19 protein-coding genes and 1 pseudogene are annotated in these 24,039 nt (G+C 71.7%); 12 read left to right on the forward strand and 8 right to left on the reverse strand.

Translation table 11 applies throughout. The features are described from left to right. Positions 1-31: 31 nt before the first annotated feature. On the reverse strand, positions 32-856 hold the full coding sequence (locus ACWGI8_RS14850) for a chitosanase (RefSeq protein WP_453660993.1): 825 nt from the start codon (positions 854-856) through the stop codon (positions 32-34). A 313-nt stretch (positions 857-1,169) separates the two neighbouring features. On the opposite strand from ACWGI8_RS14850, the gene ACWGI8_RS14855 reads away from it, so the two are divergent. Both ACWGI8_RS14855 and ACWGI8_RS14860 read left to right on the forward strand, forming a co-directional pair. Continuing rightward, the gene (locus ACWGI8_RS14855; protein ID WP_453660995.1) at positions 1,170-2,891 is read left to right on the forward strand and encodes a peroxidase family protein; all 1,722 of its coding nucleotides are present in this window, start codon (positions 1,170-1,172) and stop codon (positions 2,889-2,891) included. A 487-nt stretch (positions 2,892-3,378) separates the two neighbouring features. Further along, positions 3,379-3,816, forward strand: coding sequence for a cupin domain-containing protein (locus tag ACWGI8_RS14860; RefSeq protein WP_266634008.1), 438 nt, complete (start codon positions 3,379-3,381; stop codon positions 3,814-3,816). A 200-nt stretch (positions 3,817-4,016) separates the two neighbouring features. Here the strand turns inward: ACWGI8_RS14860 and ACWGI8_RS14865 are convergent, their stop codons facing one another. Beyond that, on the reverse strand, positions 4,017-4,883 hold the full coding sequence (locus tag ACWGI8_RS14865) for a hypothetical protein (protein WP_453660998.1): 867 nt from the start codon (positions 4,881-4,883) through the stop codon (positions 4,017-4,019). Positions 4,884-5,032: 149 nt separating this feature from the next. Next, on the reverse strand, positions 5,033-5,653 hold the full coding sequence (locus tag ACWGI8_RS14870) for a TIGR03086 family metal-binding protein (protein WP_453660999.1): 621 nt from the start codon (positions 5,651-5,653) through the stop codon (positions 5,033-5,035). 146 nt (positions 5,654-5,799) lie between these two features. On the opposite strand from ACWGI8_RS14870, the gene ACWGI8_RS14875 reads away from it, so the two are divergent. From ACWGI8_RS14875 to ACWGI8_RS14885, 3 genes are all read left to right on the forward strand, one after another. Then, positions 5,800-7,968 (forward strand): hypothetical protein, encoded by a 2,169-nt coding sequence (locus ACWGI8_RS14875; RefSeq protein ID WP_453661000.1) that lies wholly within the window; start codon positions 5,800-5,802, stop codon positions 7,966-7,968. A 333-nt stretch (positions 7,969-8,301) separates the two neighbouring features. Then, positions 8,302-8,895, forward strand: coding sequence for an NAD(P)H-dependent oxidoreductase (locus ACWGI8_RS14880; RefSeq protein WP_453661001.1), 594 nt, complete (start codon positions 8,302-8,304; stop codon positions 8,893-8,895). 109 nt (positions 8,896-9,004) lie between these two features. Beyond that, positions 9,005-9,979, forward strand: coding sequence for a fibronectin type III domain-containing protein (locus tag ACWGI8_RS14885; RefSeq protein WP_453661003.1), 975 nt, complete (start codon positions 9,005-9,007; stop codon positions 9,977-9,979). Positions 9,980-10,137: 158 nt separating this feature from the next. Here ACWGI8_RS14885 and ACWGI8_RS14890 read toward each other — a convergent pair whose 3' ends face one another. The 3 genes from ACWGI8_RS14890 to ACWGI8_RS14900 form a co-directional block, all read right to left on the reverse strand. Continuing rightward, entirely contained in the window at positions 10,138-11,247 is a 1,110-nt protein-coding gene (locus ACWGI8_RS14890; protein WP_453661005.1) for an NADAR family protein, read from the reverse strand. Positions 11,248-12,107: 860 nt separating this feature from the next. Next, positions 12,108-13,739, reverse strand: coding sequence for a malate synthase A (gene aceB, locus ACWGI8_RS14895; RefSeq protein ID WP_453661007.1), 1,632 nt, complete (start codon positions 13,737-13,739; stop codon positions 12,108-12,110). Between the two features lie 235 nt (positions 13,740-13,974). Then, positions 13,975-14,586: a nucleotidyltransferase family protein gene (locus ACWGI8_RS14900; RefSeq protein WP_453661009.1), complete on the reverse strand. Its 612-nt coding sequence runs from the start codon at positions 14,584-14,586 to the stop codon at positions 13,975-13,977. A gap of 145 nt (positions 14,587-14,731) precedes the next feature. On the opposite strand from ACWGI8_RS14900, the pseudogene ACWGI8_RS14905 reads away from it, so the two are divergent. The 3 genes and pseudogenes from ACWGI8_RS14905 to ACWGI8_RS14915 form a co-directional block, all read left to right on the forward strand. Then, positions 14,732-15,350, forward strand: a pseudogene (locus tag ACWGI8_RS14905) (serine/threonine-protein kinase); the annotation flags it as partial. Positions 15,351-15,974: 624 nt separating this feature from the next. After that, positions 15,975-16,301 (forward strand): DUF5955 family protein, encoded by a 327-nt coding sequence (locus ACWGI8_RS14910; protein WP_453661011.1) that lies wholly within the window; start codon positions 15,975-15,977, stop codon positions 16,299-16,301. A gap of 68 nt (positions 16,302-16,369) precedes the next feature. Next, complete coding sequence (locus ACWGI8_RS14915; protein ID WP_453661013.1) at positions 16,370-17,083, forward strand: class I SAM-dependent methyltransferase; 714 nt, start codon at positions 16,370-16,372, stop codon at positions 17,081-17,083. Positions 17,084-17,205: 122 nt separating this feature from the next. Here ACWGI8_RS14915 and ACWGI8_RS14920 read toward each other — a convergent pair whose 3' ends face one another. After that, positions 17,206-17,832 (reverse strand): response regulator, encoded by a 627-nt coding sequence (locus ACWGI8_RS14920; protein WP_453661015.1) that lies wholly within the window; start codon positions 17,830-17,832, stop codon positions 17,206-17,208. After that, positions 17,829-19,121, reverse strand: coding sequence for a sensor histidine kinase (locus ACWGI8_RS14925; protein WP_453661016.1), 1,293 nt, complete (start codon positions 19,119-19,121; stop codon positions 17,829-17,831). Before ACWGI8_RS14925 ends, ACWGI8_RS14920 begins: the two co-directional genes overlap by 4 nt. 205 nt (positions 19,122-19,326) lie before the next feature. Here ACWGI8_RS14925 and ACWGI8_RS14930 point away from each other — a divergent pair, with 205 nt between their 5' ends. The 4 genes from ACWGI8_RS14930 (at position 19,327) to ACWGI8_RS14945 (ending at position 23,991) form a co-directional block, all read left to right on the forward strand. After that, positions 19,327-19,614, forward strand: coding sequence for a hypothetical protein (locus tag ACWGI8_RS14930; RefSeq protein WP_453661018.1), 288 nt, complete (start codon positions 19,327-19,329; stop codon positions 19,612-19,614). Between the two features lie 316 nt (positions 19,615-19,930). Next, positions 19,931-22,138, forward strand: a complete 2,208-nt coding sequence (locus tag ACWGI8_RS14935; RefSeq protein ID WP_453661019.1) for a beta-N-acetylglucosaminidase domain-containing protein — start codon at positions 19,931-19,933, stop codon at positions 22,136-22,138. A gap of 90 nt (positions 22,139-22,228) precedes the next feature. Beyond that, a complete protein-coding gene (locus tag ACWGI8_RS14940) occupies positions 22,229-23,308 on the forward strand; it encodes an ABC transporter permease (RefSeq protein ID WP_453661021.1) in 1,080 nt (359 codons plus the stop codon). Next, the gene (locus tag ACWGI8_RS14945; protein ID WP_453661023.1) at positions 23,305-23,991 is read left to right on the forward strand and encodes an ABC transporter ATP-binding protein; all 687 of its coding nucleotides are present in this window, start codon (positions 23,305-23,307) and stop codon (positions 23,989-23,991) included. The genes ACWGI8_RS14940 and ACWGI8_RS14945 overlap by 4 nt, the downstream gene beginning before the upstream one ends. The last annotated feature ends 48 nt before the right edge of the window (positions 23,992-24,039 follow it).

Consider the following 24,039-nt stretch of genomic DNA (forward strand, 5'->3'; position numbering starts at 1 on the left):
GTTGTACGACGCCGTCGCCGTACGGCTGTGTTCAGTCGATGTGGAAGCTCTCGCCGTAGACCTTCCAGTCCAGCGGCGTGTTCAGGTTCAGGTTGCGCTTGTTGAGGAAGACCCGCTGCGCGGTGTCCACGCGGCTGGTGTCCTCGTGGGCCTCTTCCTGCTTCATCGCCCAGACACGGGCGTCGAGGAAGGCGTGGAGGTACGTGACCTCGTCACCGCCCTGAGCCGGCGGCCTGGCCTTGGTCAGGGCCCGCTTGCGGATGTTGCTGAAACTGGTGCTGTCGCCGCCGTCGCCGTGCATGACGATGGCGTCGTAGTAGATGAACTGGCCCAGGACGCCGATGCCGTCGCTCTTGCCGCGCTTGACCGCCGGGTTGAAGTAGACCCGGTCGCGCTCGTCGTTCTGGGCCTTCTTGAACTCGGCGTCCTGGGCGGCCCTCTTCCAGTCCCGGGTGAAGTTCGGATCGAGGCCCGCGTGGGAGTCGGTGCCGTCGACCCTGCGCAGAGCGGGGAGGTAGGGGGCGAGGACGTTGTCCGGCTTGCGGTCGGTGTAGAGCTCGACCAGATCGAGCATGTCGCCCGTGCCGGAACAGAATCCGATGATGCCGGCCGTGTAGCCGCGGCCGTCGTCGATGTCCTCGATGTACTTGTACTGGGCCTTCCAGTCCAGCGAGGAGTTCTCCGCGCTGGACACCAGCTTCATGGCGATTTCCTTCTTCGCCGGGTCGTCGAGCCCGGCGGCACGTACGTCCTGCGCCGCACCTGCCGTGCCCGGCAGAGCCGTGACAGCGAGCCCGAGCAGGGCGGTGGCGAGGACCGTACGTCGTGCGATGGTGCTTCGGTGGGGGGCGTGCACCTGTGACCTCCAAGGGGAGTTCATCGCTTCGGTGTTCTCGGTGTTCTCGGTGTTCTGGCCGTTCTGGCCGTTCTAGGTGTTCCGGGTGTTGCTGGTGCTCCAGTGCTCCGGCGTTCCAGTGCTCTGTTAGGAAGCTTTCCTATCAGAGCATCGGGAGGCCCGTACACCCCTGTCGTACGGCGGAATTCGGCCGCATTCGGCGGACGGTTCAACCGATCCCAGACGTATGACGTCGTACAGGGCAGACAGGACGCATGCCCGCCACGCGGGATGAACCGCGCGTGGTAGGGGGGGACAGAAGAGGGGGCACGGCATGCACCGTCACCACCGTGAGAGCTACTACGTCGTCAACGAGAACCGCGTGCTCGAACCGTCGGACGCAGGAGGGGGCGTATCGCGCACCCCGACTCCCGACGAGCGGCAACGCGCCTTCCGCTTCTCCCGGCTCAGCGCGGAGAAGGGCGTTCAGATCAGCGAGGAGACAAGGGCCCGGCTCGCCGAGGCGATGACCACCGCCGCGGCAGGACCCGACCCCGACTCCGACGCCGCCGGAGTACCGGGGATTCCCTCCGGATTCACCTATCTCGGTCAGTTCGTCGACCACGACCTGACACTCGACAACACTCGGGCCGCGCTCGGCGAGCAGGTCCCCGTCGAGGACCTGCTCCAGGGGCGCTCACCCGCCCTCGACCTCGACTCGGTGTACGGCCTCGGCCCCGACCACCGCGGCAGCGCCCGTTTCTACGAGCCCGACGGACGGCTGAGGACGGGTACCTCGCTCGGGGTGCCCTTCCCGCCGGACCTCCCGCCGGCCAACAGCGACATGAAGGGCTTCGACCTGCCGCGCGCCGGCGAAGGTGCCGGCGGCACGCGCGCCGACCAGCGCGCCGCACTCATCCCCGACGCCCGCAACGACGAGAACCTGGCCGTCGGCCAGCTCCATCTCGCGTTCATCCGCTTCCACAACCAGGTGCACCAGCACCTCGCCACGAGCGGTGTGCCCGAGCCGCTGCTCTTCAGGGCCGCCCGCGACACGGTCGTCAAGCACTACCAGTGGATGCTGCGCACCGACTTCCTGCCGCGGATCGTCGACCCGGACATCGTGGCGCGAGTCTTCACGTACGGACGCCGCTTCTTCGACCCGCAGGGGGAGTACCGGCCCGGCGCCCGGCCGACCATGCCGATCGAATTCTCTGTCGCGGCCTACCGGCTCGGCCACAGCATGATCCGCGACGGCTATGAGTGGAACCGGGTCTTCCGTACGGGCGGCCCCGGCGGCCCCGCCTCCCTCGGACTGCTGTTCCGCTTCAGCGGTACGGCGGGGAACCTCAGCCTGGGCCCCGACGACCTCAGTGACCTCGACGACCCACAGTCCGGCGAGAATCTCCGCCTCCCCAGCAACTGGGTCGCCGACTTCCGCCGACTGTTCGACTTCGCCGAAGCGGGCCGCGACGATCTGGCCGTGCCGGCGCGGGAGTTCAACCTCGCCAAGCGCATCGACACCCGCCTCGTCGACCCGCTCACCACCCTGCCGGCCGGCACCTTCGCCGGCCGCGGACAGCCCGCTCCGCCCGCCCTCCACCGCAATCTGGCCTTCCGTAACCTGGCCCGCGCGGCGATGGTCGAACTCGCCACCGGCCCCCAACTGGCCGCCGAAATGGGCATCGAGCCGCTCGGCGCCGACCAGATCCTGAACGGGACGGGCAACGGCGCGGATCTGACCGGACTGACGGCGGACCAGCGCGCGGAGCTGGTCGCGCACACCCCGCTCTGGTTCTACATCCTCCGCGAGGCCGAGACGAACCGGCGCCGCCCGGGCCGGCTGACCGGCGTCGGCGGCCATCTGGTCGCCGAGGTCTTCCACCGCGCGATGGAGGGCAGCCGCAGCTCGATCGTGAAGCACCCGGGCTGGCGGCCGTCCCTGCCTGCTGCTCGCCATGGTGCGTTCACCATGGCCGATCTGCTGCTCTTCGCGTTCGACGGGGAGGCGGACCAGCTCAACCCGCTGGGGGACGGGCCGATTCCGGCGCCCTGAGAAGGGCTGCCCGGAGCGATAGTTCAGCCCAGGTTTCAGCTCAGGGTTTCGGCCCAGGAGTTCGAACGAGGAACTAATCGATCTCACGAACCCGTACACGTTCTGCCACCCGGACAGACGCATGGTGACGCACCGCGTGCGCCGGCACCCGAGCGGCGCGTCACATCGCAACAGGGCAGACGCTGCCTGATACGGCGCCAGATGCCCGCCGATGACATGGCGCGATGCGGTCTCGATGCCGCCGGCTCCCGGATTGTGGCGGCCGCCGACGGGAGGCAGGGTGGTGTCGAGACCGTTTGGGCGAGGCAGAAGGCACACGGCCTGTCACGGATGCCGGCTGTGGCTTGTCCTCATCGCGAAGTGAGTTCTGTGAGCCGGGAACCGGCGAACCTGGTCACCGCCGAACGAGTGGGTCGGTACACCGGTCCGGGATGCGGTGGCCGACGCAAGATCGTCCATTCCGGGCAGGCTTACGGAGGTGTGGTACATGTCAGCGAAGAACCCAGAGCACGGGAGCGCCCACGAGGTCTCCTTGCCGCCCGAAGTCAAGTTGCTGCAGGAAGTCACTCCGCCCTTCTTTCCCGAAGGTGGTTCGGGAATGACCATCCTCGTCGAGTGGCCTCCCGGTCACCCCGGGCTCCCTCCGCATCGCCACTCGGGCCCGTCGTTCGGCTACGTGATGGAGGGCGCGCTCCGGTTCGAGCTCGAGGGTGAGCCGGAGCGTGTGGTCGAGGCCGGTGGGACGTTCTGGGAGCCAGGCGGTGACGTGATCCACTACCAGGACGGCAACGCCCTGTCGGACGCACCGACCAAGTTCGTGGTGACCATGGTGTGCGCGCCGGGTCAGCCGATGCTCACGCTGGTCGACGAGGAGGAGCTGAAGGAACGGGCGCACCTGCGCGCCCCGCGGCCCTCCGAAGGCTGACCCGCGAGATCGACAAGAGTGCGGAGTCCGGAACACCGATCCAGGTGCCGGGCTTTGCAGCAACCTCCGGCCTTCATCGTCATCGATCTCACGAACCCGCACACGTTCTGCCACCCGGACCGGCTCATGGTGACGCACCGCTGCGCCGGCACCCGAGCGGCGCGTCACATCACAACAGGGCAAACGTTGCCTGACACGCCCTAGCGGCCCAGGGCCGACCGCAGGGTCACGCCGTACCGACTGCGCAGCCGTCGTGCCTCCCACACCGAGAGGGCGGTCACCGACAGCGGACCGCCGAGCAGGAAGGTGTAGAGCACCTCGGGCGGCGCCGCCACGTCGGCATCGTCGAAGAGCTGAAGGGCGAAGAGCGACCACACCAGCAGCGGGGAGAGCAGGGCCGGCAGCAGCTCGTGGACGTCCGCGGTCCGGAAACAGGAGTTCAGTCCGTTGACGGCGGCCGCCAGCGTGAAGGCCGCCGCCGCGAGGAGGACGACGGCGCAGACCACGGCCGCCGCGACGAACAGCAGCGCGATCACAAGGCCGCTGATCAGCGTGCCGACGGTGTCGCCGAACAGGCCGAAGAAGAAGTCGTGCCGGCCCACGTCCGAGGTCGTGACGACGTCGCTGCCCAGCGCGGCCGTCATCAGCCAGCAGACGCCCGCTCCCAGAGGGATCACGGCCAGCGCGCGCAGCGAGCCGCCGACGCGGTTCGCGTACATGCGGCCGAGAGGCGGCCGGGCCGAGAAGACGAAGGCGCCGACGCCGATGACTCCGGCCACCAGCACGATGCCGCAGCCGATGACCAGCTCCTCCAGCTTGCCGAGGACGAACTCCTCACGACCCTTGCGCAACGGGTAGGAGAGGAGCAGCCATGCCATGGCCATCAGGCCCAGCGCCGTGCGGCCGTACTGCAGTCGGGTGATGACCGGGTCGTGAATGCGGTCGGGGCGGGAGGGGCGCGTCAGTACGGCAGCCGTCGCGAGAGGACTGGGCGTCGTGCGTATGCGTGTGATCAGGCGCTGACGGGTGGTCAACGTGGCCAACTGGGTCCCCCGGAACGTATTCATGTGTGCCGCTGTGCCGCTGTGCCGCTGTGCCGCTGTGCCGCTCGGCTCGGCAAGAGCCGCCCGTCACCCTAGCCGATCATGTTCGCGTCACGGCCGAGCGGCTGTATGCGGCGCCGAGGGTGATGCCGAGCGCGGGCGCCCACGTCGGCTCAGGCCGCCCCGGGCGTCCAGTCCGGTCGCCGTCCGCTGAGCCCGATGACCCGGTCGAGCAGCGGTGCGTCATCCGGCACCGGTACGACCGGGCCGAACATGCCACCGCGGCCCGGGTCGTCCGCGGCCGGGGCCATCAGGGCGTACGACACCTGGAGGCCCGCCTGGTCCGGGGCGTAGTCCTGGCCCGTGGCGCGGGCCAGGTCCCAGCCGTGGACGAGGAGCTCGTTGAGGGCGACCCGGCCCGCGATCGCGGCCGGGAAGGTGATCCCACCGGCCTGGGTGTCGCCGTCCCAGGCGCCGGGGTCGCGCCAGGCCGTCACGAGCTCCTCCAGAAGGCGCGGCAGCTTCGTACGCCAGTCGTCGTCCAGAACCCACTCGACGGTGCCCGGGTCGGTGCCGGTCGTCGGGCCGAAGTCCTTGCGCGCGGCGTCGCGGAAGGCCACGGACAGGCCCACCACATGGGCGAGCAGTTCCCGTACGGCGTACTTCGGACAGGGGGTCGGGTCCCCGAGCCGGGCGTCGTCGATGCCCCGCGCGATCCGGTCCACGCTCGCGGCGACCGGTCCCAGGTCCGGGGCGCTCGTCGTGTTCCTCTCGTTCCTCTTGTTCGTTTCCATGACGGGCAGACCGTCCCGCGCGCGCAAACTCATCGCCGGCCGCTCCGCCGTCCGGCATACGGCCAGTGACCAGAGGTTTCCCCCGATCGGGCTATCCGCTCGCGCCAGGGCGGGCAGCGCACCCCAGTCGCCCGTACGCTCCCCGGGTGACGCGTACGACTGCCCTGAACACCGGCCTCGACGACTTCCTCGCCTGGGCGCGGACGGAGCGGGGAGCCTCTCTGCCCGTACGCCCTGCGCACGCCGTGCTCGCCCTGCTCGCCCTGCGCGGTGCGGACCGGAGGGCGGGCGTGCCCGAGCCGACGCCGGAGCTGCTGCGGCGCGTGCTCCATGAGGACGTGCCGCTGCTGCTGTGGGCCGCCCCGCCCGAGCTCGCCGCGGTCCGCGACGTCCTCACGGCTCTCGCGGATTACGTACGCGCGGCGGGCCGGCTCAATGCCAAGCGCCATGCCCGCTTGCTGGCGGCCGTCGACGAGACCCTGCCGGAGTTCGAACGGGCGATGTCCGACCCGCGGAACCTCACCTGGCACCGCTGGTACGCGTCACTGCTGCGGGCGGACGGTGTCGATGCCGACGATGCCGAAGCCGTCCGGACGTGGCTCGCCGCGCTGGACGCCGCACCGCGTGCCGACCGCCCGGGACTCCCCGATCCGCTGCACCGCTCCGACGTCACGGCGTGCACGTTCGCGTCCCGCGTCCGGCTGACCGGGGCGCTGCTTGCCGCATTCGCCCACGACATGGAACGACCGCCACCGGCCGGGCCCCTGCTGCCCGCCACGCCCGCCCTCTCGGCCGACCGGCCGGAAGAGGCGCTCACGGCCGAGCTGGAGGACCTCGCGGCCGCCCTGACCGACCGCTGGACCGCCGAGGGGCTCGGCGCCGCACTGGCCGGGCCGTACGAGGGTCTGGCTCCCGGCCCCGAGGCGCTGCCCCATGTCGTCCTCGCCGACCGTTTCCTCGACGAGCATCTCGACTACTACGGCGACTCCGCCATCGCGCTGCCGCCGCCGTCCGCACTGCCCGCCCCCGACGAGATCAAGGCGCTGCTGCACGCCGCCCCGCTGCCCGTGTTGCTCGCCTCGGGCGCCGACGAGGTGCGCGAACTCGCCGAACAGTGCGGATTCCCCGGCCCGGCCACCGCCGTCTGGACCGGTGGAACCCCTCTGGAACTGACCGAACTCGGCGCCGACATCCTGGCCGTGGCCGTCGATCGCATCGCCGCGGGCCCCGGCCCGGACGAGGAGCTGCGCGGGGAGCTGGGCGAGGAGCCGGGCGAGGAGCGGGGCGAGATGTACGCCCTCGACGCGGCGCATGTGCTCTACGCGCTGTACGAGCGCGGCGGCACCCCCGACTCCGTGGCGCGGAAGGCATCCGACCACGCCGACTGGAAGATCTCCCCGGAGCTGGAGGACGCCCCCGTCCCGGTCCCGGACACCGCGCCCGCCGCGTACACGACGCCGCCGCTCGACGAACTCGCGGCCCTCCTCGGCCTGCCGGAGCTGACCGAGGCCGACCGCTCGGAGCTCGAGGAACACGCCCGCGCCCTGGCCGGCGTCGTCGACCAACTGGCCGGCACCGGCTGTGTCTTCCGTACCGGCGACGCGTACGGCCTCACGCCGCTCGGCAGCGCCGTCGTGCGCCACGTCCTGGCCGTGGGCCATGTCGCGACTCCCGACGTCCGGTCCGTCGCCGCCTGGGACGCCGCACAGACCGTCGCGGCCGTCCAGTACTGGCCCCCGGCGATCGCCGCCGCGGCCCTGTCCTCGTGGACCACGGCCCGCGGCGGCACGGACGCGTCCTGGGGCGAACTCCTCGCCGCCGTCTCGGCCGGCTCTCCCGGCCTGTCCCTGTCCGCGCTCTTCGCCGCCCTCGACCTCGCCGGCATCCCGGCAAGCGTCCTCCGCCCGGCCCTCACCGACCCGGCCACCGGCGCCCACGCCCGCCTCGTCCTCCTCAACAGAGGGGAGCCCGCCTCGGAGGACATGGTCCCCCTCAGCGCCCGGGCGACACTGCTCCTGGAAGACCTGGACCTCCATTGGAGCGAGGACATGCGCGCCTCCGTCGCCTCCGCAGCCGAGGAACGCAAGCCCGAGGCGCCCCCCGCGGCCCTCGTCGATGCCTTCGACGAAGCCGCCTCCACCTGGCCGGGCGGCGCCGCGTCCCTCATCCCGGCCCTGGCCACCACCGACCCGTCGTTGTCCCTCCGCGTCATGGAGGGCCTGCGCGACCGCCACCCGGACAGCGTGGTGAGGGACTTGGCGGCGCACGCGGTGAAGACGGTGAGAGGGGCGGGGCGGGGGAGGACGCACCGATGATTCGCAGGTCGGAATCCCACCTCATCCCGTAACGTGCCGGACCGGGCCTGAAGGGTCCGAACGGTCTGAACGGGAGAGGCAGCGGTGCATAGACTACGTATGTGCCCGCGCGTGGACGGCCCTCGATCTGGACCATGCCGAAGCCGCGAACCGTGAACTGGTCCGCCTGCGGGACGGGCGCGGACCACAGCCGCGCGCTACCCCGCGCGCTACCCCGCGCGATCGCCTTGAGCGATCGCCACCCCGCAGCATGTCGGCGGTGTGCTGTCGTATCCATGAACTCCGCAGGTGAATGAAGGCCGGTGACGGCCTGTAGCGATCAGGGAGCGAACCATGCGTGTAGGCGTCTACCTCGCACACCCACGGCCCGGCAGCTTCAACCACGCTCTGTTCGACGCCGTGGTGGACGAGCTGCACGGGCGAGGGGCCCAGGTCGTCGCGCACGACCTCTGTGCCGAGGGTTTCGTCCCGCTCCTGTCCGCCGAGGAGACGGACACGGTTGGGTCGGCATCCCTCGCGCACGACCCGCACCTGGCTCTGCACCGGGCCGAGGTGGCCACCCTCGATGCCATGGTGTTCGTCCACCCGAACTGGTGGGGTATGCCACCGGCCGTCCTCACGGGCTGGGTTCAGCGCGTGTTCGTGCCGGGTGTTGCGTACAAGCTGGGGACCGCGGACGGGGAGCCGGCCGGGCTCCTGAAGGCGGGCCGGGCGCTCGTGCTGAACACCTCGGACACGTCGGCCGAGCGCGAGGAGAGCGAATTCGGTGATCCGCTCCAGGCGGTCTGGTCGTCATGTGTGCTGCCGTACACGGGAGTTGCCGACGTCCGCCGCATCGTCTTCCGTACCGTCACCGACTCGACCGATGAGCAGCGCGCGCTCTGGCTGGACCAGGCACGCCAGGAGGCCGCCGCGCTCACGGTGTGACCGCCACCGGTGGTCAACCGCGCACGCTCGGGCGCGCGGGCTCTTGCCGGGCGTGGCCGACTGTGCCATACAGGTCTGGACCATTGCTCCGTCGGACGGAGGCAGTCCGGTGCAACGCCCTCTGGGATCCGCCCTGTTGATGTGCGCGGCGGCGCTGCTGCTCGCCGCCTGTGGCGGTGGGCAGCAGGCGAAGGACACCCGCAGCCCGTCCGCGCCGGGCGGTGTCACGGCACAGGCCGGCAGCGCCACTTCCGTGCACGTCATGTGGGAACGGTCCGCTGATGACCGCGGCGTCACCACGTACGAAGTCTTCCGCACCGGTACCAAGGTGAAATCCGTCCCCGCCACCAAGCACATGACCGACGTCGACGGCCTGACGCCGTCCTCCGCCTACACCTTCACGGTCCGCGCCCTCGACGCCGCCGGCAACGCCTCGCCGCACAGCGCGTCGATCGCCGTGACGACCCTCGCCCCGACAGCCGAGGACAGCCGCCCACCGAGCACCCCCGGCCTCCCCAAGGGGAGGGTTGAGGGAGCCCGCGCGGTCACCCTGACCTGGGGGGCATCGAGCGACGACACGGCCGTCACGTCGTACGACATCTACCAGGCCGACTCCCGCATCCACACCGTCCCCGCCACAACGACCACCGCCCGGATCACCGGCCTGCGCCCCGGCACCGTCTACACCTTCACGGTCCGAGCGCGCGACGCGGCGGACAACTCCTCCCCGGACAGCGCGACGCTCGACCTGACGACCGCCTCCGCCCCGGAGGACGGCCCGAGCACGGCGCCGACCGGACTGAAGGCCACGGTCCGCAAGGGCGCCGTGGACCTGACCTGGACCCCACCGAAGACGGGCGCCCCGGTCAGGGAGCACCAGCTCTTCCTCAACGGCAAACTCGCCACGACCATCGTCTGGGGCGGCGCCCCGCCCTCCGGGACGGCGACATACACGATGACGGTCACCGAAAAGCCCGGTACGCGCTACAGCATCAAACTCAGGGCGAAGCTGCGGGACGGCACTTGGGGGGACTTCTCGGGGCAACGCACAGTCGTGGTGGGCCAGGGAGTGTCTTCGAAGTAGCGTGGTCCGCCCGAAGGGCGGGCCCGGCGGCGTCCGGTGCTGGGGCACCTCCCGTGCCCGAAGGGCGTCGGCTGCGATCCGTCGTCCCTCCTCGAAGGGGGAGCCGCTCGGTCTCGGCGATGAGGCACACCGGCCGTTGGCGCCGGCCGCCCCGGCCGTCAGACGATTCCGGCCTGCCGTGCGTGCAGTTCGGAGCGGACGAGTTCGAGGAGGCGGCCGGTCCAGTTCCTGCCGCGGCCGGCATTGTCGCCCCAGAAGCCGGAGTCGTCGTCGTAGACGAGTGTCGCGTCGCCCGTCGCCAGGAGGATCTGGGCCAGGCCGGGGTGCTGGGTGTACTTGGCCCGCAGCAGGCCGGTCATGACAGCGGCCCGGGCCTGCTCCCAGCCGTCGCGGCGGCGGGCGTCGGTGGCGCGCCCACGGGCGGCGGCGGGGGTGTCCGCGTCCGTGACCGCGGCCCGGGCGTCGGGGTCGGCTTCGGAGAGTGCCCAGTAAGCGCTGCTGACGGAGGGATAGGTGACGCCGTCGACGTCGATGGGTGCGGGGTAGTCGTTGCGCAGGGCCTTCGTGCCCGGATCGTCCGACGGCTTCAGCGGATACGACTGGTACAGATGGATCGCGGGCGCGACCGGGGTGGCCGGTCCGTCCGCCGGGACCCGTGAGGGCCGTTCGGCGATCCGCCGTGCCCTGTCCTCGAAGTAGGCGACCGCCTCGTCGTAATCCTCTTCCGTGACGGGCTCGTCCGGCCAGTCCTCCACCTGCCCGCCCGGCCCGGCCACCAGAACCCGGAGCGGCCAGTCCTTCCGGTCCATGTCGCCGAGCGCGTAGCGGCGCTGGGTGCTGGGGATGGCGAAATAGGCGGAGCGGGCTGCGGCCCGTTTCTCCTCGGTCCGGTCGGCGAGAAACGCGTCAACTGCCGCCAGGCACCGCTCCGTCGAGTCAGGACGGCCGTTCAGCTGGTCGATGGTGTCCCGCACTTCGGCGAGCAGCAGCTCGGGGGTGAGCCAGGTGCGCGGCTCGCTGAACGTCCAGCCGGCCAGCTCGTGACCGGACGCCCTGCCGCCGTCCGGGAGTTCGGTGGCGACCCAGCCGCAGCGCAGCTTCTCCTCGAACTCGTCGAGGGTGACCAGGCCCCAGCAGTTGATGAGCCCGTCCGCGTAGATGAACAGGTCGGTCAGAAAGTAGTCGCCGTTGCGGATGAAGACGTGCCGCCAGGTCCCGGGTACGCGTATGCCGTCCGCCATGCGGTAGGTGATTCGTTTGCCGATCATCGCGACATTGTGACGGACCCGGACATGGGACTTCGCGGCCTCGTTCCCCAGCGCGCGGCGGGCGTTCCGGCGATGAGCAGATCGCCCTCGAGAAGCCCAAGGCCGCGGCCACCCCTGACGGCTCCCTGGGGCTGATTCTCGTAGCGGGTGGCCAGGCCACGCCGCAGACGCCCGGATCGCGCTCTTGTGTCCGCCCCCTCGTCGGTTCAGGGCTGGCCCCTGCCGACGGCACCTTCTTCGACGTGGCCGACCGTGACGAACTGAAGGCCCGGCACCCGCGAGGACGGGGACGCGCCACGTAAGGTCCCGCACTGCCCCAGCCTGTCTTGTACTCGGGGTCATATGCCCATCGAAGCGATCTCGATGACGGACCGGTAGTTCGCCGCGGCCGTGACGACGCAGGAAGTGGCGGCGGCCATCGCCGCGCCCGCGGCTAAGCGGGTTCTGCCTGCCTTCATACGTGGTCCCTCCCCTTTCGACGTGGAGCCCGGGTCCGAGCCCGGGCCAGGCCGACAGTTCCACGGTGCGCACAAGCCGGTCAACGGCGGCATTTCGCCATGGCGGGAGTGATCCTGCGAGGGCGTGGGAGACCCCGGCCGGCGGGGGGACCGACCGGGGTCGCATGAGGGGCTGCGGAAGGTGGTCGCCTCTCGGCGAAAGGCTCCATGGGGCTTCAGCCGAACGATCGTCCCCATGGGCAACAGGTGAGGCCCGGGGACACTGTCCCCTCCGCAGCCACGAATGGATGAACAGTCAACCAATTCGAATTGTTCCCCTGCGCGGGAGCAGTTCCGTGCGGACATCGCACCGCCCCCTGGTGCTGTGCCGTACCAGGGGGCGGTGCTGGTGGAACGACGGGGTCAGCCGACCAGCTGTTCGTACGCCGGAAGTGTCAGGAAGTCCGCGTAGTCCGCGTCCAGCGAGACGTGCAGCAGCAGATCGTGGGCCTGCTGCCACTTGCCCGCCGCGAAGGCCTCGTCGCCCAGTTCGGCGTGGATCGCGGCCAGCTCCTGCGCCGCGACCTCGCGAGCCAGCTCCGGGGTAGCGGTCACCGTCTTTCCGTCGTGCTCGAACTCCACGCCCGCGTTGATCCACTGCCAGATCTGGGAGCGGGAGATCTCGGCGGTGGCGGCGTCCTCCATCAGGTTGAAGATGGCGACGGCGCCGAGGCCGCGGAGCCAGGCCTCGATGTAGCGGATGCCGACCTGGACGGCGTTGCGCAGGCCCTCGTAGGTGGGCCTGGCGTCCAGGGAGTCGATCGCGATGAGGTCGCCCGGTGCGACGGAGACGTCCTCACGGAGGCGGTCCTTCTGGTTGGGCTTGTCGCCGAGGACGGCGTCGAAGGAAGCCATGGCGATCGGGACCAGGTCGGGGTGGGCGACCCAGGAGCCGTCGAAGCCGTCGGCCGCCTCGCGGTCCTTGTCCGCCTTGACCTTCTCGAAGGCCACGCGATTGACCTCGGGGTCCTTGCGCGAGGGGATGAAGGCCGCCATTCCGCCGATCGCGTGGGCGCCCCGCTTGTGGCACGTGCGGACGAGGAGCTCGGTGTACGCGCGCATGAAGGGCGCGGTCATCGTCACCGCGTTGCGGTCCGGGAGGACGAACTTGGTGCCGCCGTCGCGGAAGTTCTTGACGATGGAGAACAGGTAGTCCCAGCGGCCGGCGTTCAGCCCGGCGGCGTGGTCGCGGAGCTCGTAGAGGATCTCCTCCATCTCGTACGCGGCCGTGATCGTCTCGATCAGGACGGTGGCGCGGACGGTGCCCTGGGGGATGCCGACGTAGTCCTGGGCGAAGACGAAGACGTCGTTCCAGAGGCGGGCCTCCAGGTGCGACTCCGTCTTCGGGAGGTAGAAGTACGGGCCCTTGCCGAGGTCGATCAGGCGCTTCGCGTTGTGGAAGAAGTACAGACCGAAGTCGACCAGCGCACCCGGGACCGGGCGGCCCTCGAAGCGCAGGTGGCGCTCCTCCAGGTGCCAGCCGCGGGGGCGCATCACGACGGTGGCGAGTTCCTCGGCCGGCCGCAGGGCGTACGACTTGCCCGAGCGGGCGTCGGTGAAGTCGATGCGGCGCTCGTAGGCGTCGATCAGATTGAGCTGGCCGAGGACGACGTTCTCCCAGGTGGGTGCGGAGGCGTCCTCGAAGTCGGCGAGCCAGACCTTCGCGCCCGAGTTCAGGGCGTTGATCGTCATCTTGCGGTCGGTCGGGCCGGTGATCTCGACGCGGCGGTCGTTGAGGGCGGCCGGGGCCGGGGCGACCTTCCAGCTTTCGTCCTCGCGGATCTGTGCGGTCTCCGGGAGGAAGTCGAGGCTGCTGGTGCGGGCGATCTCGGCACGGCGCCCGGCGCGGCGGGCGAGGAGCTCGTCACGCCGGGGCGTGAATCGCCGGTGCAGCTCGGCCACGAAGGCGAGGGCCGCATCGGTGAGGACCTCCTCCTGCCGGGGCAGTGGCTCGGCTTCGACGATGGCCAGCGGCGACGGCGCTGGTGCGGACATGAGCTGTCACTTCCTTCAGCGAGCTTCACGGGCAGTGCCTGGCGGCCGCGGGGTCGTGAATTTGGCACTCAGTGCCAGAGCTCCGAGATACGGTCGTCGGCGCCGTCCGGGGTGTTGGGCGCTTCTGATCAGTGGATAGTAGTTACCGCATAGTGGAAGTTCAATGGTTTGTTGATGTCGAGATTCTCTGGGTCGACACATCGTGGCGCTCGGTGCCACACCGCTCACTGGGTGCTCATTCAAGGTGCGCCAGATCTTCCGGTGTGTCGATGTCGTACGGCTCCGCCACGTCACCGCACTCGACCAGTGTGATCTCCTTCTCGTGCTCCGTGAGGTAGTCCCGGGCCCCGCGGTCGCCCGACGCACGAGCCGCGACCGCCTCCCACCGGCCGGCGCCGAACAGGACCGGATGGCCGCGCCTGCCGTCGTACGCGGCCGAGACGAGCGCCGATGGGGAGTCGCAGGCGGCCACCACCCGGGCGACGGCCGCCGCGCCGATCCCGGGCTGGTCCACCAGCGAGACGAGCACCGCTTCCCGGTCCCCGCCCGCGGTGATCAGCGACGCGAGACCGGTACGGAGCGAGGAGCCCATGCCCTCCTCCCAGTCCGGGTTGACGGACACGACGCAGCCCGCCAGCTCGGCCCGCCGCAGCACCTCGTCCGCCGCCGCACCCAGCACGACGTGCACGGACCGGCAGCCGCCCGCCCGCAGAACGCGCACCGCGTTCTCCACCAGGGGCCGGCCGCGGTGCTCCAGCAACGCCTTGGGGCGGCCGCCCAGCCGACGGCCCCCGCCCGCTGCCAGAACCAGCCCTGCGACCTGCGGATTGTCTGAAGTGTGAGCCATGCACCCTGCATACCTCATCGGGCGGCGGGATGGCGGGACGGCGCCGCGACTTGGATAAGGTGCCGTTCCGATACCGCAGTTCGCCAACGGGGGCCCTGAAGACACGAGCAGTCGTCAGCCGGAACGGGACAGCGTCTTCCAGCCGTTGGAGCACGACGATCCGCGGACCGTCGCCGGGTACCGGCTCGCCGCACGGCTCGGCGCCGGCGGCATGGGCAAGGTGTATCTGTCGTACACGCCGGGCGGGCGGCCCGTCGCCATCAAGGTGATCCGGCCCGACTTCAGCCAGGACCCCGAGTTCCGGCGGCGGTTCGCGCAGGAGGTGCAGTCCGCGCAGCGCGTGCAGGGGCTGTACACCGCACCGGTCATCGACGCCGACACGGACGGCGCCCAGCCATGGCTCGCGACCGCGTACGTGCCCGGGCCGTCGGTCGCCGACGCCGTGCTCGCCCACGGGGCACTGCCGGTGGAGGCGGTGCTCCTGCTGGTCGCCGGTATCGCCGAGGCCCTGCACGTGATCCATGGCGCGGGCATCGTCCACCGCGACCTCAAGCCGTCGAACGTGCTGCTCGCCGCCGACGGCCCGCGCGTCATCGACTTCGGCATCGCGCGCACCGCCGACGCCACCTCGCTCACGGGCAGCGGCGTGACCATCGGTACGCCGTCGTTCATGGCCCCGGAACAGGCCGCGGGGCGGCAGATCACCCCCTGCGACCGACATCTTCGCCCTCGGCCAGGTCGCGGCGTACGCGGCGACGTGGAGTACGCCGGCGTCGGCCTGTCGTCGGACAACGGCGCGCAGATGGTCCTGCTCCAGGGCGGACAGCAGGGCTCGCTGGAGACCTGCAGGACCGAGACGCGCTTCACCACCTACATCCAGCGGCAGCAGATCTCCTCGGGCGCCCAGATCTGCGTGCGGACGACCTCGGGCAACCTCGGGCTCCTCACCGTGAAGGGATTCAGCCCCGAATCGGACCCCAGCACCTACATCAAGCTCGACCTGACGGTCTGGCGCAAGGCACTGGAAGTCGACACGTCCTGATGGTCCACAGCCGGTCGGTCCGGCATCCGGTCGGTTCGGCGATCGACCGGTTCGCGCAGGTCGGTCCGGCAGCCGGTCGGTCCGGCAATCGACCGGTCCGCTGCCGGTCGATCCGGTAGTCGGTCCGGTCGGGTGTTCGGTAGGCCGCTCGGTCGGCTGTTCGGCCGAAGGTTCGACTTTCGGGCCGGTGCAAGGAGCCGACAGGCGACACGTCGAGCTGAATTTCGTACCGCGGAGTGGCGAAGCGCCTACGGAATGGCGTTAACTTGCCCGCGACCCCAGGCGTTTGACCATCGTCGGGCTGGTCTTACACCGGGCAGCACAACGAGGTGCGAGGGGGAGGGCTTTGTTGCGGAGCGTGGGGCAGACGCGGGTGACAGGGAGCGACGAGGACCCGAGAGTCACGGAGCTGCGCGCTGCCGTCTCCCGGCTGCGACGCGAACTGGCCGGGCATCCGGCCGAGTTCGCCGACCGCGGGATCGCCGAGGACGAGCTGGCGGCGATCGACGCGATGGCGGTCAGCGGGGTGCCGGAGATCCGGCGGCTGCGCCGCTCGCTCCTGCTGATCGCCGGGTCGATCGGGTCGGTGAGCGCGCTCGCCGGCGGACTGACGAACGTGCGGAACGCGGTGGAGCTGTTCGGCGAGGCGAAGGGGCCCGACGCACGGATCTGACCACCTGGCCGAGCGAGCTCATCGGCATCCCGCTCGGCGCCGTCGGCGGCTGACTACCCTGGGAGGTGATGTTCACCTCCCAGGGCCCCACGTTCCGCGAGCTCGCCGTACAGGCGCTGTCGTCGGTCGAGCACGGCTACGACCTGCTCGCGCCGAAGTTCGACCAGACCCCGTTCCGGACGCCGGAGCGGATTCTCGACGAGGTCGTGGGCGCGCTCCGGCCGCTCGGGCCGTTCCGTACCGGGCTCGACATCTGCTGCGGCACGGGCGCGGGCACCGGCGTCCTGACGCGGCTGTGCGGGGAACGGGTCGTCGGAGTCGACTTCAGCGCGGGCATGCTCGGCGTGGCCAGGTCCGCCGAGCCCGCCGCCGACTGGGTACGGGCCGACGTCCGTGCCCTGCCGTTCCGGCCGGCCTTCGACCTGGCCGTGAGCTTCGGGGCGTTCGGTCACTTTCTGCCGAAGGAGCGGCCCACGCTGTTCGCGCAGGTGCACTCGGCGCTGCGACCGGGCGGCCTGTTCGCCTTTCCGGTGGGTGCGCCGCCCCGGTTCGGCTCGCCGGCGTACTGGGCGATGCTCGGCTTCGACACGTCGATGCGCGTGCGCAATCTGCTGTGGCGGCCCCGCTTCGTCATGTACTACCGCACCTTTCCGCTCCCCGACGTCCTCGCCGAGCTGGAACGGGCCGGATTCGAGGCGGAGTTGCTCGCACTGGACGGACTGGGGAAGAGGCGGGACGGCAGCCCGCGCTGCGCGATGGTGCTGGCGCGCCGCCGGGCCTGACCCGCGGCGCCCGGTCCGAGGTGTGGCGCCCGGTCCGATGTGTGGCCAGGGGCTTGACCTGTGGCGCCCGGTCCGGCGTGCGGCGCGGCTCCGACGTGGCGCCCGGGCGGCGACGTGTGCGGTCAGCGGCGGATCAGCCGGCGGGCCGTCGCCGTGGCCACCGCCGCCGTACGGGAGTCGACGCCGAGCTTGGCGTAGACGTGGACCAGATGGGACTTGACCGTCGCCTGGCTGAGGAAGAGCCGCTTGCTGATCTGCTGGTTGGACAAGCCCTCGCTCACCAGCTGCAGCACCTCCAGCTCGCGCTTCGTCAGCGCCTGTGCGGGCGTACGCATCCGGTCCATCAGACGGTGCGCGACCGCCGGGGCCAGCGCCGACCGGCCGGCCGCCGCCGTCCGTACGGCCGCGGCCAGCTCCTCCGGCGGGGCGTCCTTCAGCAGATAGCCGCTCGCCCCCGCCTCGACCGCCGCGAGGATGTCGACGTCCGAGTCGTACGTGGTGAGGACGAGGACGCGGGGTCCGCCCTGCCGCGCCGTGATCGCGGCGGTGGCCTGCGAGCCGTGCATCCCGGTACCGAACTGAAGGTCCATCAGGACGACGTCGATGTCCCCGGCGGCGGCCCTCTCGGCGGCCTGCTCGGCCGTGGCGGCCTCCGCGACGACGGTGAAGCCGGGCTCCGTGTCCAGGACGGCCCTGAGTCCGGCCCGTACCACGGGATGGTCGTCGGCGAGCAGCAGGCGGATCGTCATGAGGGAACTCCGGGCGAGAGCGGCAGGGTGACGGCGACGGCGGTGCCCTGGCCCGGCGCGGACTCGACGGTGAACGTGCCGTTCAGCGATTCCGCGCGCGAGCGCATCGCGGGCAGCCCGAAGCCGCCCTCGGACGGCTGGGACGGCTGGGACGGCTGGGACGGCTCGGACGGCTCGTGCGGCCCCGACGGCCCGGGCGACCCGGACGGCCCGGATGGCGGCGACGACCTCGACGACCTCGACGACCTTGACGACCGGGGCGACATGGGGTCGAACCCCCGCCCGTCGTCCACGACGTCCAGCGTGACCGACGATTCCATGAAGGTCAGGGTGATCTCGGCGCGCTCGGCCGCCGCGTGGCGGACCGTGTTCGCGAGGGCCGACTGGGCGATCCGCAGCAGGGCCACTTCGTACGGGGTGGGCAGCGGGGCGGGACTGCCACTGACCGAGAACCGGACACGCGGACCCGGTCCGGGCCGGGTGAGCCGGTCCAGCGCGGCGGCCAGCGTGCCGTGCTCCAGGTCCGGCGGAGTCAGGGCCCGGACGAAGCGACGGGCCTCGGCGAGGTTGTCCTGGGCGGCCCGGCGCGCCTGCGAGATGTGCTCCGCCGCGGGGGAGTCCGCGGGCAGTGCCCGCTCGGCCGCCCGCAGCAGCAACTGGATGGAGGACAGCCCCTGCGCGAGTGTGTCGTGGATCTCGCGGGCGAGCCGCTCGCGTTCGGCGAGCGTGCCCGCGTGCCGCTCGGCCGCCGCCAGCTCGGCGCGGGTCGAGACCAGCTCCTCGATGAGCCGGCGCCTGCGCTCGCTCTCCCGGTACAGCGCCCGGTAGCCGAGCACGGTCGCCACGGCGACGGCCGCACCCAGGAGCGGTCCGATGAACGCACCCGGGCTGAGCGGCTCGCCGTGCCGCACGTACGACAGGATCGCCGCGCCCACCGTCGCGGCGACGGCCGGCAGGGACCAGCGCACGGGCAGCAGATGAAGCTGGAGGAAGAACAGCGGGAACGCCGTCCACAGGCCGTCCGGCGTGAACCCGAGCAGTGCCAGCCAGGCCGTGCACAGGGCGGCCAGCCAGAGCGCCGCGGCGGTACGTGATTCGCGCACGCCGCGAAGGGCGGAGCCCGCCGCGTACACCGCCGCGGTCATCGCCGCCGCCGTGACGACGGCCGCGGCGTCGGGTTTGTGGTCGGCGACGGCCCGTACGGCGGCGAGCGTCAGCAGCCCTGCCATCAGCAGATGCAGACAGAGATGGAGGGTGCGCAGTGTGGGGGTGAGCGGGCGGGGATCCATGGCCGCTCCAGAGTAGGCCGGGTGTTCCGCGCTCCGTCGGCCCGGTCCCACGTCGCGCAGGCGCGGCACGGCGGGCGAGTGTGAGTACTTCGCCGACCGGCGGAACGTCGGCCCTTCGGAAGGGAACGTTCGGCTCGCTGAACCGCCCGTATCAGTCCCGCGTCTTTCCTCGCGACCGCGCACCACACGCACTGGAGAACGGACCGTGAGCGACAAGAACGTCGAGCAGACCGGCGAGCGGGGTTATGAGCCGGGGCCCTGGTGGATGGGGCTCGGGACGGTGGGGGCTGTCGCACTGATCGTCCTCGGGGGGCTCGTAGCAGCGTGGGTCTTCTTCCGGCTGCCCGGCACCCCGGAGAACATGGCGACCGGCTACTACCAGGCCGCCAAGGTCGCCGCCGTCGGACTGGTGCTTGCGGGAAGCGCCCTGCTGGGCCGCCGCCGCGCCCGGACCGCGGCGGTCGAGGAAACCAACGCGCCAGAACGCGCATGACGCCACCGGCCGGTGGGTCGCGGTGGTGAGGGGAGACGCGCACGAGCTGTGCCGCCATCGGCCGGCCGGCCGCCCTCTGCCCCCGCGCGCGGGCCGTGCGCACCGCCCGCAGATGGCTGCGCCTGCCGCGCGTGGCCGCGCCCGGCCACGCCCGGCCACGCCCGAGTGTGCCCGCCGCAGCCTATTCGGCGACCGGATGTGCAGGATCCGGGGGAATGTCCGCACGACCGTTGACAACGATGTCTGATGCGTGGTCCAGTCCTCTGGCATCCAGTACTCGCACTGCCGTCGGGCGGCGGGAGGAGGCCTTGCGGCGATGACGTTCGCCTCGATCTCCCTGTACGCGAAACCCACTTGGCGCATGCGTGCGGCCCACGCGGTCGCGCTGGTCCTGGCGATGCTGGTGCCCGCGCCGCCGGGCCGTGCCGTCGCCGCGGAAGGCGACGAGGAAGGCCCCGCGGACGCCTGCGCGGAGCCCGCTGCCGTATCCGCCGGAGCCCCGGACCCGGCGCTGCCCACGCCCACGCCCGCGCCTGCGCCTGCGTCTGCGCCCGCGCCCACGCCGCGGTCCGTGAAGCGGCTCCCGGGGACCGTACGCATCCCCGCCGCCGTCACCCTGGTCGCCGGGGCCGCGACCGACGGGCCCGCGCTCACCGTCGTGCGGGATGTGCTCCGGAGCGCGGGAGTCCGGACGATCCGTCAGATCGACGGCCGCACCGACCCGGGGCCGGGCCTCGCGGTCGTCGTCGGCGGTGCCAAGGAGAACGCCGCCACCGCTGCGGTGCTCGACGCGCTCGGGGTCCAGGGTGCGGAGACGATGGCGGCCGAGGGCTATGTCATGGCGGCCCGGGACGACCGCATCGTCCTCGCGGGTGCGGACGCGGCCGGGACGTACTACGCGGCGCAGACCCTCCGGGAGCTTCTGCGCGCGAACCGCGCCGCGACGCTCGCCGGTGTCGAGATCCGGGACTGGCCCGGGATGCGGCGGCGCGGCATCGTCGAGGGCTTCCACGGCCGGCCCTGGTCGCACGAACAGCGCCTCGCCGGCCTCGACTGGATGGGCCGGCACAAGATGAACCTGTACGTCTACACGCCGAAGGACGACCCGTACCTGCGCGCCGAGTGGCGCAAGCCCTACCCGGCGGACGAACTGGCCCGGCTGCGCGCGCTCGTGGAGCGCGCACAGGCCCAGCACGTCGAGTTCGGGTACGTGCTCTCTCCCGGCCTCTCCGTCTGCTGCTCCGACCCCGCCGAGTCCCGCGCGCTCACCGCGAAGTTCGCGTCGCTCCGGGACATCGGCGTACGCACCTTCGTCGTGGCGTTCGACGACATCGACCACCGGGAGTGGAACTGCGGCGCGGACCGTGCGGCCTTCGGCACCGGACCCGCCGCGTCCGCCGCCGCGCAGGCGCATCTCGTCAACGCGGTCCAGCGCGAGTTGATCACCACCCACTCCGGCGCCGCCCCGCTGGAGATGGTGCCCACCGAGTACCGGGGCACCGCCGGGACCGAGTACGCGGAACGCCTCGCACGCGAGCTCGACCCGTCGGTGGTCGTCCGGTGGACCGGGGCGGAAGTGATCGCGCCGCACATCACCCGCGCGGAGGTCGCCGACGCCCGCAAGGTCCTCGGCCACCCCGTGCTGCTCGGGGACAACTACCCGGTCAACGACTACGTACCGGGGCGGCTGCTGCTCGGCCCGTACACGGGCCGTGAGTCCTCACTCGCCGCACCGGGCCGTCCCGGGGCGGCCGTCGGGCTCGTAGCCAACCCCATGCCTCAGGTCCGCGCGTCCCTGCTGTCGCTGTTCACCGTCGCCGACTACGCCTGGAACGACATCGCGTACGACCCCGAGCGCTCCTGGGCGGCCGCGATCAGCGAACTGGCGGGCCACGACCCGCGGACCGTGTGCGCACTGCGCGCCTTCGCCGGACTCAGCCACTCGTCGCGGATCGACCCGCGGCCCGCGCCCGAACTGTCCGCCCGGCTCGATGCGTTCTGGCGGGAGTGGACTGCTGGACGGAATGCCGGACGGGCCGCCGACCGGAGTGCCGGACGGACCGCTGGACGGACCGTCGGACGGAGCGGGCCCGTCGCCCGGCTGCACCGTGCGCTCAGCGAGATCGAGAATGCGCCCGCCGTGCTGCGCGCCCGCCTCGCCGACCCGGTCCTCCTCGCCGAGACGAAGCCCTGGCTGGACGCCACCGAGGCCTGGGGCCGGGCGGCCCGCACCGCGCTGGACATGCTCACCGCCCAGCGCGCCGGGCGCGGTGCCGACGCCTGGGCCGCACGCCAGTCGCTGTCCGCCCTGGTCACCAAGGCATCCTCGTACACCTGGACAGGGCTCGAGCCCGACCGTTCCCATCCCGTCGAACTCGACCCGGTTCTCGGTGAGTTCGTCGAGCGCGCGATCGCCGAGAACAACCGCTGGCTCGTCGAGGACCCGGACATTCTGTACTTACGGATGCGGGGGACCACCCGGGCCACCGCATCCGGCTACTCGGTCCACGAGTTCGAGACGTGACATGTCATACGTGAGTCAACCGAAAGTTTGATACCGCGGCCATCCGCGGTGCGATGCCCGGGCACGGCCGCCGCCCGCAGGCTGGTGACCATGTTCGTGGCATGGAGAGATCTGAGATTCGCCAAGGGGCGGTTCACGCTGATGGGCAGCGTGATCGTGCTGATCACACTGCTCGTCGGGTTGTTGTCCGGGCTGACGGCCGGGCTCGCCCGGGAGAACGTCTCGGCGGTCACCGGACTGCCCGCCGATCACCTCGCCTTCGCCGCCCCGCCCTCCGGCCGGTCGGTGTCCTTCACCGACTCGACCGTCACGGAGGGCGCGTGGCGGGCGTGGGCGAGCCGGCCGGGTGTCACCTTCGCCCAGCCCGTCGGCATCCGTACCCTCAGCGCGAGCGCGGGGGACCGTACGGCGGCCGTCTCGGTGTTCGGGGTCGAGCCGGACGGCGGGATCGCGCCGGCGAGGCTCGCTCCCGGCCGGGCCGTGCTCTCCGTAGGCGCCGCGGAGGAACTCGGTGCGTCCGTGGGCGACTCCGTACGCATCGGGCCGCGGAACGCGACCGTCGCGGCCGTCGCAGGTGATGCCTCGTACAGCCACACCCCCGTCGTCTGGACGGCGCTGGACGACTGGCAGGAACTCGGCCGCACCGGCACGACCCCGAGACGGCAGGCCACCGTCATCGCGCTGCGCACGGACGGCGGCGCGGACCTCGCGGCCGGGGACGCGGCCGCGGGCACCGAGACCCGGACGGTCGCCGACGCCCTCACCGCCATCGGGTCCTACCAGGCCGAGAGCGGCTCGCTCCAGCTCATGCGCGGCTTCCTCTTCGCCATCTCCGCGCTGGTCGTCGGCGCGTTCTTCACCGTCTGGACCATCCAGCGCAGCGCCGACATCGCCGTACTGAAGGCACTCGGCGCCGCCACCGGGTATCTGCTGCGGGACGCCCTCGGGCAGGCCGTGCTCATGCTGGGCGCCGGCACGCTGCTGGGGACCGCGCTGGCGGCCGGGACCGGCGCGCTGGTCGCCGGCGGGGACGTGCCGTTCGTGCTGGAGCCGTCGACCGTGCTGCTGCCGGCGGCCGTGATGATCGTGCTCGGTGTGCTCGGCGCCGCGCTGTCCGTCCGGCGGATCACTGCCGTCGACCCTCTCACCGCGCTGGGGAGCGCCCGATGACACTGCTGCTCGACGATGTCACCCTCACCTACCCGGACGGCGACGGGCGGCTGACCGCGCTCGACGCCGTCTCGCTCCAGGTCCCCGCGGGGTCGCTCACGGCGGTCGTCGGACCGTCCGGCTCGGGCAAGTCAAGCCTCCTCGCGGTCGCGGCGACGCTGGTCACGCCGGATGCCGGGCGGGTCGTCGTGGCCGATGAGGACACGGGAGTGCTGAGCCGTGCGGAGAAGGCCGCCCTGCGCCGTGAACACATCGGCATCGTCTTCCAGCAACCGCATCTGCTGCCCTCGCTGACGGCCGTGGAACAGCTCCAGGCGATGGCTCACCTCTCGGGCCGGCGGCCACGGCAGGCGCGCGACCGGGCCCGGGACCTGCTGGCGGCGGTCGGCCTCGGCGGACAGGCGGACCGTCGTCCGCACCAGCTCTCCGGCGGCCAGCGCCAGCGCGTCAACATCGCCCGCGCGCTGATGAACGACCCCGGCGTGCTCCTCGTCGACGAGCCGACCAGCGCCCTCGACCACGAGCGGGGCGCGGCGGTCCTCGACCTGCTGGTCTCGCTGACCCGGGAGCGGGGCACGGCGACGGTCCTGGTCACGCACGACCGAGCGCATCTGGACCGGGCGGACCGGGTCGTGACCATGCTCGACGGCACGTTGCCCTTGCCCCACCCCGCAGGGGGCTGACAGCACGCTGCCTCTGCCCCACCCCGCAGGGGGCCGAGGGGGGTACTC

The organism is Streptomyces sp. NPDC054841 (assembly GCF_053611045.1).

Coding starts and splice junctions, on each gene's coding strand:
- ACWGI8_RS14900 (WP_453661009.1), bottom strand. CDS start 14,586: ATGGCTCACACTTCAGACAATCCGCAGGTCGCAGGGCTGGTTCTGGCA.
- ACWGI8_RS14870 (WP_453660999.1), bottom strand. CDS start 5,653: ATGGAAACGAACAAGAGGAACGAGAGGAACACGACGAGCGCCCCGGAC.
- ACWGI8_RS14855 (WP_453660995.1), top strand. CDS start 1,170: ATGCACCGTCACCACCGTGAGAGCTACTACGTCGTCAACGAGAACCGC.
- ACWGI8_RS14890 (WP_453661005.1), bottom strand. CDS start 11,247: ATGATCGGCAAACGAATCACCTACCGCATGGCGGACGGCATACGCGTA.
- ACWGI8_RS14865 (WP_453660998.1), bottom strand. CDS start 4,883: ATGAATACGTTCCGGGGGACCCAGTTGGCCACGTTGACCACCCGTCAG.
- ACWGI8_RS14915 (WP_453661013.1), top strand. CDS start 16,370: ATGTTCACCTCCCAGGGCCCCACGTTCCGCGAGCTCGCCGTACAGGCG.
- aceB (WP_453661007.1), bottom strand. CDS start 13,739: ATGTCCGCACCAGCGCCGTCGCCGCTGGCCATCGTCGAAGCCGAGCCA.
- ACWGI8_RS14935 (WP_453661019.1), top strand. CDS start 19,931: ATGACGTTCGCCTCGATCTCCCTGTACGCGAAACCCACTTGGCGCATG.
- ACWGI8_RS14880 (WP_453661001.1), top strand. CDS start 8,302: ATGCGTGTAGGCGTCTACCTCGCACACCCACGGCCCGGCAGCTTCAAC.
- ACWGI8_RS14945 (WP_453661023.1), top strand. CDS start 23,305: ATGACACTGCTGCTCGACGATGTCACCCTCACCTACCCGGACGGCGAC.
- ACWGI8_RS14925 (WP_453661016.1), bottom strand. CDS start 19,121: ATGGATCCCCGCCCGCTCACCCCCACACTGCGCACCCTCCATCTCTGT.
- ACWGI8_RS14940 (WP_453661021.1), top strand. CDS start 22,229: ATGTTCGTGGCATGGAGAGATCTGAGATTCGCCAAGGGGCGGTTCACG.
- ACWGI8_RS14920 (WP_453661015.1), bottom strand. CDS start 17,832: ATGACGATCCGCCTGCTGCTCGCCGACGACCATCCCGTGGTACGGGCC.
- ACWGI8_RS14860 (WP_266634008.1), top strand. CDS start 3,379: ATGTCAGCGAAGAACCCAGAGCACGGGAGCGCCCACGAGGTCTCCTTG.